The 10,388-nt window shown below is 74.3% G+C and carries 10 protein-coding genes; 6 read left to right on the top strand and 4 right to left on the bottom strand.

Features of this window, described 5'->3' with window-relative positions; all coding sequences use genetic code 11:
- Positions 1–504 precede the first annotated feature (504 nt).
- A complete protein-coding gene (locus tag ABTZ54_RS30575) occupies positions 505–1,602 on the bottom strand; it encodes an SPFH domain-containing protein (protein WP_351669374.1) in 1,098 nt (365 codons plus the stop codon).
- Between the two features lie 197 nt (positions 1,603–1,799).
- Between ABTZ54_RS30575 and ABTZ54_RS30580 the strand changes: the two genes are divergently transcribed.
- From ABTZ54_RS30580 to ABTZ54_RS30590, 3 genes are all read left to right on the top strand, one after another.
- A complete protein-coding gene (locus ABTZ54_RS30580) occupies positions 1,800–3,236 on the top strand; it encodes a WGR domain-containing protein (RefSeq protein WP_351669376.1) in 1,437 nt (478 codons plus the stop codon).
- Positions 3,233–3,706, top strand: coding sequence for a hypothetical protein (locus ABTZ54_RS30585; protein WP_351669378.1), 474 nt, complete (start codon positions 3,233–3,235; stop codon positions 3,704–3,706). The genes ABTZ54_RS30580 and ABTZ54_RS30585 overlap by 4 nt, the downstream gene beginning before the upstream one ends.
- Positions 3,707–3,841: 135 nt before the next feature.
- Positions 3,842–5,068: a serine hydrolase domain-containing protein gene (locus ABTZ54_RS30590; RefSeq protein WP_351669380.1), complete on the top strand. Its 1,227-nt coding sequence runs from the start codon at positions 3,842–3,844 to the stop codon at positions 5,066–5,068.
- 4 nt (positions 5,069–5,072) lie between these two features.
- Here the strand turns inward: ABTZ54_RS30590 and ABTZ54_RS30595 are convergent, their stop codons facing one another.
- The 3 genes from ABTZ54_RS30595 to ABTZ54_RS30605 form a co-directional block, all read right to left on the bottom strand.
- Positions 5,073–5,495 carry a DUF350 domain-containing protein gene (locus tag ABTZ54_RS30595; RefSeq protein ID WP_351669382.1) on the bottom strand — a complete coding sequence of 141 codons (423 nt, stop codon included), beginning with the start codon at positions 5,493–5,495 and terminating at the stop codon, positions 5,073–5,075.
- Between the two features lie 121 nt (positions 5,496–5,616).
- Positions 5,617–6,219: an HdeD family acid-resistance protein gene (locus tag ABTZ54_RS30600; protein ID WP_351669384.1), complete on the bottom strand. Its 603-nt coding sequence runs from the start codon at positions 6,217–6,219 to the stop codon at positions 5,617–5,619.
- 29 nt (positions 6,220–6,248) lie between these two features.
- A complete protein-coding gene (locus ABTZ54_RS30605; RefSeq protein WP_351669386.1) occupies positions 6,249–7,625 on the bottom strand; it encodes a dipeptidase in 1,377 nt (458 codons plus the stop codon).
- Between the two features lie 201 nt (positions 7,626–7,826).
- Between ABTZ54_RS30605 and ABTZ54_RS30610 the strand changes: the two genes are divergently transcribed.
- From ABTZ54_RS30610 to opcA, 3 genes are all read left to right on the top strand, one after another.
- A complete protein-coding gene (locus ABTZ54_RS30610; RefSeq protein WP_351669388.1) occupies positions 7,827–8,399 on the top strand; it encodes a DoxX family membrane protein in 573 nt (190 codons plus the stop codon).
- 4 nt (positions 8,400–8,403) lie between these two features.
- Positions 8,404–9,333, top strand: a complete 930-nt coding sequence (locus ABTZ54_RS30615) for an NADP-dependent oxidoreductase (RefSeq protein ID WP_351669390.1) — start codon at positions 8,404–8,406, stop codon at positions 9,331–9,333.
- Positions 9,334–9,434: 101 nt separating this feature from the next.
- Positions 9,435–10,346, top strand: coding sequence for a glucose-6-phosphate dehydrogenase assembly protein OpcA (gene opcA, locus ABTZ54_RS30620; RefSeq protein ID WP_351669392.1), 912 nt, complete (start codon positions 9,435–9,437; stop codon positions 10,344–10,346).
- The last annotated feature ends 42 nt before the right edge of the window (positions 10,347–10,388 follow it).

The raw sequence follows: 10,388 nt of genomic DNA on the forward strand, positions 1-10,388 counted from the left end.
AGTACCAGTGGCCGCCGTTCTTGAACCAGTACACCCGGTACTCCGGGTCCCAGCCCTGCCGCCCCGGGAAGACGGGCTCGCCGCCGGTGCGCTTCGGCTGCTGGGCGGCCTTCGCCGGCCGGTCCTTCGCGACCGCGCCCGCGCGCTGCTTGTACGTGCCGTAGTGGCTGGTCCAGCGCCACTGGCCGGCCTCGTTCTTGAACCAGTAGCGCGAGCCGTCCCAGCCCGCGTGCGACGGGGCCGGTTCGGCCGCCGCCGTGCCCGCGCCGGTGCCCGCGAGGGCCACCGCGCCGACCGTCGCCACGACCGCGCAGCGCACCCCGCGCAGGGTCGCGGCGCCGCCGCCGCGCTCCGCGCGGGCGGCCGTGCGGGCCGCCGCGCAGCCCGGGCAGTCGCAGCCCGCCTCGGCTATCTCGTCGGTGAAGTCGGGGGTCCGCAGTTCCATGGTGTCCTCGCTCTCTCGGGGGCGATCGGTGCCGTGGGGACGTCCGGGCGCGCCGGGGCTCACTCCTGGCCCTTCTCGGCCAGTCCGCCGCGCCGGGTGTAGAAGGCCACGGTCAGGTCCTTGACCAGGGCCTGGCGTTCGAAGTCGTCGAGCTCCACGAGACCGCGCGAGGTCAGCCGGGTCACCGTGTCGTCCACCGCGTCGATCACGCTGGTCAGCACGGTGTCGCGGTGCTTGGCGTCGAGCGCGGCGATCTGCCGCCGCTGCATCGCCGCCGCCACCTCGGGCGCGTACTCGATCCGGGTCGGCTGGGCCGAGAAGACCGCGACGCCGACCGGCCGGCACTCGGCCGCGAGCAGCCGGGTCAGCGTGCCGCCGACCGCCTCCGCGTCCCGCAGGGTGGGCCCGTCGCCCCGGAACGCGTCCGCGGGCAGCTGGGACAGGACGCGCGCGGCGGCCGCCTCCACCTGCTCGCGCAGATAGTCGAGATGGTCGTCCACGGCGAGCAGCGCCCGCGCGGTGTCCTTCACCGACCAGACCACCAGGACGACCACCCGCAGCGCCGCGCCCTCGGCGTCGACCACGGCGATCGGCTCGCTGCGCCAGTGCCGCAGCCGTACGTCGATCCGGCGGCGCAGCACGAACGGGCTGATCCAGACGAGCCCGGTGCGCCGCACGCTGCCCCGGTAGCGGCCGAAGAGCGAGAGCACCCAGGCGGAGCCGGTCCTGCCCCGGGTCAGCCCGCCGAGGGCGAGCACCGCGACGGCGACGCAGCCGCCGAACGCGGCCCACTCCCACGGCGCCAGCTGGATCGTGCGCAACGGGCGCGCCCGCCACAGCAGGGTCCCGGCGCCGCCGAGCGCGGTCAGGGCGACGAGGACGGCCAGCCAGCCGGGGAGCGCCGGGCCGCCGCGCTCCACCAGGTCGGGGTCGTCCGGCGGCGGGCGCAGCGGCAGGCCCTGCGGCTCGTCCGGCCGGGGGAGCGAGGGGCGGTTCGGGAGGGACGGGCGGCTCGGGGCGGAGCGGGTCGGCTGGGAGAGCGCCGGGAGCGTCGCGGTGGGTGCCGCGGGGTCGGCCCGGAACAGGTCGTCCATCGGTATGCCGTCGGCGTGCCATCGCGCGCGTACGGGCAGGGGCCGCTTCTGTCGCTCGGTCATGTGGCCCTTCCGGCCGTCCCTCGTCGAGGTGACGACGTGTCTGATGATCTTCAGAACCATCGTCACAGGGGTTAATGTCCGAATTGCCGTGACTAAAGTCCCGAATCGGACGGACTTTAGTCCCTGGCGCGGTGCCGGACGAGCCCCGCCGGGTCGCCCGAGGGTGATTGTCAGAGGCTCCCCCTACCGTTCTCGACATGACGACGAAGACCTATCTGGAGCTGTCCCAGGACGGCGGCGGCGCGCACAAGTTCTACGAAGTGACGATCACCGGCACGGTGGTGTCGGTCCGTTACGGACGCATCGGCGCGGCCGGACAGACGCAGACCTCGACGTTCGCCACGGTCGAGAAGGCGCAGGCCGCGGCGGCGAAGAAGATAGGGGAGAAGGTCCGCAAGGGGTACGCGCCGGCGGTCCAGGGACAGCGCGCGGCCCGCGCGGTCAGCCGCCGCGCCGTCAGCTCCGCGCCCTCCACCGCCCGTGCCGTCGCCCCCGTCCTGTGGCGCTTCCGCACCGGCTCCGCGGCCTTCGGCATCCACGTCGACGACGAGCGCTGCTGGGTGGGCAACCAGGCGGGCGAGGTCTTCACCCTCGGCCACACCGGCGAGGTGCACGCCCGCTTCAGCCTCCCGGACGGCGTCAAGTGCCTGGTCGCCGACGACTTCTGGATCTACGCGGGCTGCGACGACGGCCGGGTCTACGACCTGTCGTCCAAGCTGCCCTTCGCCGCCTACGACATCGCCGCCGACGTCGACATCTTCTGGCTCGACATCCACGAGGGCGTCCTCGACGTCGCCGACCGCTCCGGCCGGCTCACCGTCATCGACCACGAGGACGAGCACCAGTGGTCCCGCTCCGGCCGCGGCGAGCACGCCTGGATGGTGCGCGCGGACACCGCCGGCGTCTACTACGGCGACAGCGAGGGCGTGACGGCGTACGCCCCCGACGGCGGCGGCGAGCTGTGGCACACCCCCGCCGAGGGCGGGGTGCTCTTCGGCTGGCAGGAGGACACCTCCGTCTACGCGGGCACCGCCCGCCGCAAGGTGCACCGGCTCGCCAAGAAGGACGGCCGCACCGAGGCGGTCTACTGCTGCGACAGCCCGGTGTACTCGTGCGCCACCTCGCCCGGCGGCCGATTCGTCTTCGCCGGGGACAACGCCTCCTCCGTGTACTGCTTCGCCGAGGACGGCACCCGGCTGTGGAAGCTGGGCACCGGCGGCGGCTCGGCCCTCTCCATGCAGTACCGCGACGAACGCCTCTACCTGGTGACCACGGACGGCTCGCTGCTCTGCGTGGACGCGAGCGAGGCCGCCATCGCCGCCGCCCAGCAGGGCACCGTCCCGGTCGCCCAGGACATCAAGCTGGCCGCCGCGCTGCCCACCTACGCGCCCGCGACCACCGTCGCCGCCGTCGACGCGGTCCGCGCCGCGCCCGTCGGCTCGGTCGTCGTGGAGTGCGTCCAGGAGGCCGGCAGGACCCGGGTCCACGTCGTGACGGAGGGGTACGAGCCCGGGTGGAACGTGCAGTTCCCGCGCGCCATCCGGGAGCCCGGCGCCCGCTACGTCGTCGACGCCCTGCACCCGGCGTCGGGCGGCTTCTACCGGGTCCGCGGCGACATCCGGCGGCTGCTGTGAGCACCTTCGAAGCGGCCACCGGGGACGGGCCCGCGCCGCCCGAGGGGGAGGGGGAGGCGGCGCAGCGCTCGCGCGAGGTGCGGTCCGCGTTCGAAGGGCTGCTCCAGATCCGACGGCTGACCAACCGCCAGGGCGGCGACCCGGCGGCGAGCCCCGCCGCGTGGGAGCTGCGGCAGCCGGTGCGGGCGGTCGCCCTCGCCCTGGAGGCGGCCCGGCAGCCGCCCTCGGCGCTGGACGGCACCGGCGCCCGCACCGCCACCGGCTACCGGGTCCGGGCGGGCGAGCGGCCCGGCACGGCCGTGGTCGAGTGGCTCGGCCCGCCGGGCTCGGGCGCCGCTCACCAGGAGGAGTCCGCCCTGACCGCCTGCGCCGCCGCCCTCGACCGGCTCGGCTGGGACGCCCTGCTCTACCGGGGCCCACGCCGACGCCACTTCCTGGAGGTGGAGCCGGCCCGGCCGGGGGAGCCTTAGGTCGGGTCCGCCCTGGGCCCGGTGCGGCTCCGAACGAGTGGACTCCCCGGAACACGCCCGGGAGCGGTGCGCCCCTTCCCGGGCCCCGGTGGTCCTCTGGCCGTCCGAGCCCGTGACCCGGAGGAAGCCCCCGCCATGCGACGACGTACCCCGTACCGCCGGCTGTTCGCCGCGACGCTGCTCGTGGCGTCCGTGCTGGCCCCGGTGGCCGCGACCCCCGCCACACCGGTCCATGCCGCGAGCCCGGGGCCCCAGGACGGCGGCGGGTACGGCCACGACGACTGCCCGCACGACGGCCTCGGCCCCGACCTGACCGCCCGCCTTGACCGGACCATCGAGGACGTCCGGAAGCAGGCGCGGGTCCCCGGCGTGGTCGTCGGTCTGTGGATGCCCGGCAAGGGCTGCTACGTGCGCGCCACCGGCGTCGCCGACAAGGCCACCGGCCGGCCGATGTTCACCGACACCTACGTCCGGATCGGCAGCGAGACCAAGACCTTCACGGTCACCGCGCTCCTGGAGCTCGTGGACGACGGTCTTGTGGGACTCGACGACCCGATCGAGAAGTACGTCCGGGGCGTCCCGAACGGGCACAAGATCACCCTGCGTCACCTCGCCGAGATGCGCAGCGGGCTCTTCCCGTACACCTCGGACTCGTCCTTCGTCCACGCGCTGCTGAGCGCGCCGGAGCGCCAGTGGGCGCCGCCCGAGGTGCTGAAGTACGGCTTCAAGCACAAGAACACGTTCAAGCCCGGTGAGAAGTTCCAGTACTCCAACACCAACCTCGTCCTGCTCGGGCTCGTGGTGGAGAAGGTCGGCGGCCGGCCGCTCGCCGAGTTCCTCGACCACCGGGTGCTCCGGCCCTCGCACCTGGAGGACACGGCGCTCCCGGACGGCGCCGAGTTCCCGGAGCCGCACGCCCGCGGCTACACCGACCAGACGCTCAGCGGCAAGGTCGAGGACGCCACGGACTGGAACCCCAGCTGGGGCTGGGCGGCCGGGGCGATGACCTCGAACCTGCGCGACCTGCGCCGCTGGGCCGAGATCGTCGCCACCGGGCGCCTGCTCAGCCCGGAGACCCAGGCACAGCGGCTCAAGACGCTGCCGACCGGATTCCCCGGCACCACGTACGGCCTCGGCATCCTCAACACCAACGGCTGGATCGGGCACAACGGTTCGCTGCCGGGGTACGAGACCGTGACGGTCTACCTGCCCGAGCGGAAGGCCACCCTCGTCGTCATCCTCAACACCGACTCGCTCGTCGGGGGCCAGGAGCCGTCCACGCTGCTCGCCCGGGCGATCACCGAGGTCGTGACCCCGGACCACGTCTACGCCGGGGCGATCCCCCCGAGCCGGGGCCGCTGAGGCGTCAGGCGATGGAGGCGGAGAGCACCGCCGAGACGGCGATGTTGCACGAGGCGGTCACCCAGACCGCCGGGTGCGGCTCGGGGTCGACCAGGGTGGCGCCCAGCCTGCCCGGGGTCACCAGGTCGACCACGACGAACGCGACCGCCATCATCACCAGACCGAGCAGCCCGAACGCGGCCGTGGAGACCAGGCCCTTGGCGAAGTCCTCGTAGGTCGTCCAGATCGACGTGAAGACGATCCCGCCGATGCCGAGCAGCGCGGAGGACAGGAGTATCGCGGCGTTGCGGTTGCGGTCCTCCCAGATCTGCCGCCCCAGCTTCCCGGGGGTCAGCAGATCGACCAGGAAGATGCCGAGGATCAGCAGGACGACGCCGAGGGCGCCGTACGCGGAGGCCCGGCCGAGGCCGTTGACGATGTCGCTCATGGGAATGCCGGCTCCGGAAGGAAGTGATCGTGAGGGATCGCGGTCAAGGACCGGCAAAATGTAGCGCAGCGCGCCGAGGCCCCGGCCGGGCGGGCCGGGGCCTCGGATCCGGGGCCTGGGGTCAGACGCCCCGCGGGATCTGCTTGGCGCGGGAGCGGACCATGAAGGCGGTCACGATCTCCGCCACGCCCACCACGAGCAGCCAGATGCCGCCGAGGACGGTCAGCACCGCCACCGACGTCAGCGGCGAGACGATCAGCACCACACCGGCCAGCGCGCTGATGACGCCCAGCGCGATCTGCCAGCCCCGGGCCGGCATCGCCGGGTCGGAGGCCGCCGCGACCGTCTGCATGATGCCGCGGAACAGCCAGCCGATGCCGATCCACAGCGCCAGCAGCAGGATCGACTGCGTCGCGCCCCGGAAGCAGAACAGACCGAGCAGGATGCCCAGCGTGCCGCTGATGAACGCCATCACCCGCAGCGAGGTCCTGGCGTGCGTGCCGAAGGCCGCGACCAGTTGAAGCACACCGCTGACCAGCAGATAGATACCGAAGAGCACCCCGACGACGGTCAGGGTGGCCTTCGGCCAGGCCAGCACCATCACCCCCAGGATCAGGGCGATGAGGCCGGCGATCAGCAGGGCCTGCCACGCGACGCCCGCCAGCATGGCGAGCGGTCCGGGTGGCAGATCGTCCCGTGAGGGACGGTCGTCCGTCTGTGTCATGACGTCACTCCACTCCTCTTCGCGCGCCCTCAGTGCGGGGTCGCGTACGTACGCAGGAACAGCGCCTCGGCCAGCGCCATCGTCTCGATCTCGGAAGGGTCCACGCTCTCGTTGGGCGCGTGGATGAGGCAGCCGGGCTCCTCGACCCCGATCAGGGCGATCTCCGCCTCCGGGAACTGCCCGGCCAGCACGTTGCACAGCGGGATCGAACCGCCCTGCCCCGACTGGACCATGTCCTTCCCGTACGCCCGGCTCAGCGCCGAGCCGAGCGCCCGGTAGGCCGGCCCGTCGGTGCGGGCCCGGAAGGGCTGGCCCACGCTCTCCGGCTCCACCTCGACCCGCGCGCCCCAGGGCGCCGCCGCGAGCAGATGGGCGGTGAGCGCGTCCCGCGCCTTCTCGGCGTCGACCCCGGGCGGCACGCGGAGGCTGACCCGGGCCCGTACCCTCGCCTGCACGGCGGCCGAGGAGCCGACCACCGGCGGGCAGTCGATGCCGAGCACCGTCACCGCGGGCCGCGCCCACAGCTCGTCGGCGACCGAGCCCGAGCCGAGCAGCGACACCCCGTCGAGGGCGCCCACGTCGGCGCGGAACTGCTCCACGGGATACGCGACGCCGTCCCAGCTCCCGTCGCCGGCCAGGCCCTCGACGGTGGTGTTGCCGGCCTCGTCGCGCAGGCTGTCCAGGATCCGTACGAGCGCGGCGAGCGCGTCCGGGGCGGGGCCGCCGAACATGCCCGAGTGCATCTCGCCCTTGAGCGTGGAGACGGTCACCACCACATTGGTGAGGCCGCGCAGCGAGGTGGTCGCCGTGGGCAGCCCGAGCGCGAAGTTGCCGGTGTCGCAGACCAGCAGGGCGTCGGCGGCGAAGAGTTCGGGACGCTGCGGCACCAACTGCTCCAGGCCGCCGGTGCCCTGCTCCTCCGAACCCTCCGCGACGAACTTGAGGTGGACCGGGAAGCCGTCGCCGTCCGGGCCGCCGAGCGCGCGCAGGGCGGTCAGGTGCATGGCGATGTTGCCCTTGCAGTCGGCGGTGCCCCGCCCGTACCAGCGCCCGTTCCGTTCGGTCAGCTCGAACGGCGGGGTCTCCCAGGCGGCGTCGTCGAGCGGCGGCTGCACGTCGTAGTGGCAGTACAGGAGCACCGTCGGCGCGCCCTCGGGACCCGGCGCGTGCCCCACCACCGCGTCCGTGCCGTCCGGGGTGGTCACCCGCCGCATGTCCCGCAGCCCGGCCTCCGTGAACGCCCGTACGAGGAAGTCGGCGGTCCTGGCGCACTCCTCCGGCGGGAACTGCCGGGGGTCGGCGACCGAGCGCATCGCGACCAGCGCGGTCAGATCCTCCTTGGCGCGTGGCATCAGCTCGCGGATCCTCGCGCGCAGGGCGGCGGTCTCCGGGGAATCGGCGGTCATGCGTCCCACTTCCTTCGGGCGGGCAACTGCGCTCTCACTAAAGCAACACCGGGCGAAGGCCGCAAAACATGCCAAAAATGACCTGGATGGCGGAGCGGCGCACCGGGTCCGGGCGCCGGTCGGAGCAGACCGGAGCAGAGTGGGGAACACCTGTGGAGTTCGCCGCAGCCGCCGCGACCCCGTCACGCACCGGGAGACCCCATGACCCCGCTCAACCGCCGCGACCTGGGACTGCTCGTCCTGCGGGTCGGCACCGGCGCCGTCCTGGCCGCCCACGGAACCCAGAAGCTGTTCGGCTGGTTCGGCGGCGGCGGCATCGAGGGCACCGCCAGGGGAATGGAGGCGATGGGCTTCTCGCCCGCCCGCGAGAGCGCCATCGCCGCCGGGCTCGGCGAAGCGGGCGGCGGCGCCCTGCTCGCCCTCGGCCTGGCCACCCCGGCGGCGGGCGCCGCTGCCGCGGGCGCCATGGCGGGCGCGGTCGCCGTGCACGCCCCGGCCGGCTTCTTCGCCTCGGGCGGGGGATACGAGTACCCCGCCTTCCTCGGCTTCACCGCGGCCGCCATCGGCGTCGCCGGAGCGGGCCGCTACTCCCTCGACCACGCCACCGGGCACGTCCTCGACCGCCCCTGGGTGGTCGCCGTCGCCTTCGTCGGCACCGCGCTCGCCGCCGCGGCCGTCGTCGGCCGCCGCGCCCAGGCCCAGGCGGACGCCCAGGCCCAGGCCGCCCCCGAACCCGAGCCGGAGCACGAGGCCGCCCCGGACCCCGAGGGGTGACGCCGTGAAGGCCATGACCCTGCCCCGGTACGGCGGACCCGAGGACCTCGCGCTCGTCGACCTCCCGGATCCGAAGGTCGCCCCCGGAGAGGTCCTCGTCCGGGTGGTGGCCGCGGGCGTCAACCCGGTCGACTGGAAGCTGGCCGCCGGCGGGCTCGACCCGCTGATGGTGGCCCACTTCCCGCTGATCCCCGGCTGGGACGTCGCCGGGGTGGTCGAGCGCAACGGTCTCGACTCCACCGAGTTCGCGCCGGGCGACGAGGTGTTCGGCTACATCCGCAAGGACAGCGCCGAGCACGGCGGCTACGCGGAGAAGGTCTCCGCCCAGGTCCGCATGCTCGCCCGCAAGCCCCGCGCGCTGAGCTGGGCCCAGACCGCGGGCCTGCCGCTGGCCGGACTCACCGCCCTCCAGGCCGCCGACCGGGTCGGCGTCGGCGCGGGCGACACCGTGCTGGTGCACGCCGCCGCCGGGGGCGTCGGCTCCCTCGGCACCCAGCTCGCGCTCGCCCGAGGCGCCCGGGTCATCGGCACCGCGAGCCCCGCCAACCACGCCTTCCTGCGCGAGCTGGGCGCCGAGCCCGTCGCGTACGGTCCCGGCCTCGCCGAGCGCGTACGGGAGCTGGCTCCGGGCGGAGTCGACGCGGCGCTCGACTTCGTCGGCGGCGAGGCCGTCGACGTCTCCGTCGCGCTCCTCGCCTCCCCCGCCCGCCTCGCCTCCGTCGCCGACCACCGGGCGGCGGCCCTCGGCGGCCACTACGTCTGGGTGAGACCCGACGGCGCGGGCCTGACGGCCCTCGCGGCCCTCGCCGACCAGGGCAGGCTCACCGTCCCCGTAGAGAAGGTGCTTCCGCTGCGCGACGCGCCCGAGGCGTGGCGGCTCAGCAGCGAGGGGCACACCCGGGGCAAGCTGGTGCTCTCGGTCGGCGAGGCCTGAACTCCTCGGTAGGGTGCGGGAAGATCCGGAGCCCGGCCGGTGCTGCGGTAGGAGCAGGGTGAGCGCGTGCGGACACGCGAGGGAAGGGACGGGCGCCGGACATGAGGATCGATCTCACGGACACCAACTCCAGCAAGATCAACAAGGCGATCCTGGAGGCCCGCCGAGCCGTCGGCACGCCGGCCGTCGGTGTCGTGCTCACCCTGGTCATCGTCACCGACGAGGAGCACGCCTACGACGCGGTGAAGGCGGCCAACGAGGCCTCCCGCGAGCACCCCTCGCGCACCCTGGTCGTCATCAAGCGGAACGCCCGCTCGATGCGCGACCGCAACGAGACCCGCCTCGACGCCGAGGTCCGGGTCGGCACCGACGCCGGGGCGGGCGAGACCGTCCTGCTCCGCCTCCACGGCGAACTCGGCCGCCGCGCCGACTCCGTCGTCCTGCCCCTGCTCCTGCCGGACGCGCCGATCGTCGTCTGGTGGCCGGTCGACGCGCCCGCGGTGCCCGCCGAGGACCCCCTCGGCGCCCTCGCCCAGCGCCGGATCACCGACACCTACGCCGTCGAGGACCCGCTCGCCGCCCTCGCCACGCGCGCCGCCTCGTACGCCCCCGGCGACACGGACCTCGCCTGGACCCGGCTCACCCCCTGGCGCTCCCTCCTCGCGGCCGCCCTCGACCAGGCCGGTACGACGGTGGTCTCGGCCGCCGTCGAGAGCGAGGCCGACAACCCGAGCGCCGAACTCCTCGCCCGCTGGTTCGGCGACCGGCTGAACGTCCCGGTCGAGCGGGTGGTCACCGACGGCCCGGTCGTCACCGCCGTCCGCATGGGCACCCCCGATGGCGAGATCCGCATCGACCGCCCCGAGGGCCCGGTGGCCCACCTGGCCATCCCCGGCCAGCCAAGCCGCGTCATGGCCCTCAAGGTCCGCACCACAGCCGAACTCATCGCCGAGGAACTCCGCCGCCTGGACCCGGACGAGGCGTACGCGGCGGCGCTGCGGTACGAGGGGTAGGGGCGGGCGGGCGGGCGGGCGGGCGGGCGGGCCGGGGCCCGG

It is taken from the genome of Streptomyces sp. NPDC094032 (assembly GCF_040303965.1).
Taxonomy (GTDB): Bacteria; Actinomycetota; Actinomycetes; order Streptomycetales; family Streptomycetaceae; genus Streptomyces.

Bases quoted from the DNA above. Each gene is read 5' to 3' on its own strand.
- ABTZ54_RS30600 (WP_351669384.1), bottom strand. From the start codon at position 6,219: ATGACACAGACGGACGACCGTCCCTCACGGGACGATCTGCCACCCGGA.
- ABTZ54_RS30575 (WP_351669374.1), bottom strand. From the start codon at position 1,602: ATGACCGAGCGACAGAAGCGGCCCCTGCCCGTACGCGCGCGATGGCAC.
- ABTZ54_RS30605 (WP_351669386.1), bottom strand. From the start codon at position 7,625: ATGACCGCCGATTCCCCGGAGACCGCCGCCCTGCGCGCGAGGATCCGC.
- ABTZ54_RS30610 (WP_351669388.1), top strand. From the start codon at position 7,827: ATGACCCCGCTCAACCGCCGCGACCTGGGACTGCTCGTCCTGCGGGTC.
- opcA (WP_351669392.1), top strand. From the start codon at position 9,435: ATGAGGATCGATCTCACGGACACCAACTCCAGCAAGATCAACAAGGCG.
- ABTZ54_RS30590 (WP_351669380.1), top strand. From the start codon at position 3,842: ATGCGACGACGTACCCCGTACCGCCGGCTGTTCGCCGCGACGCTGCTC.
- ABTZ54_RS30595 (WP_351669382.1), bottom strand. From the start codon at position 5,495: ATGAGCGACATCGTCAACGGCCTCGGCCGGGCCTCCGCGTACGGCGCC.
- ABTZ54_RS30580 (WP_351669376.1), top strand. From the start codon at position 1,800: ATGACGACGAAGACCTATCTGGAGCTGTCCCAGGACGGCGGCGGCGCG.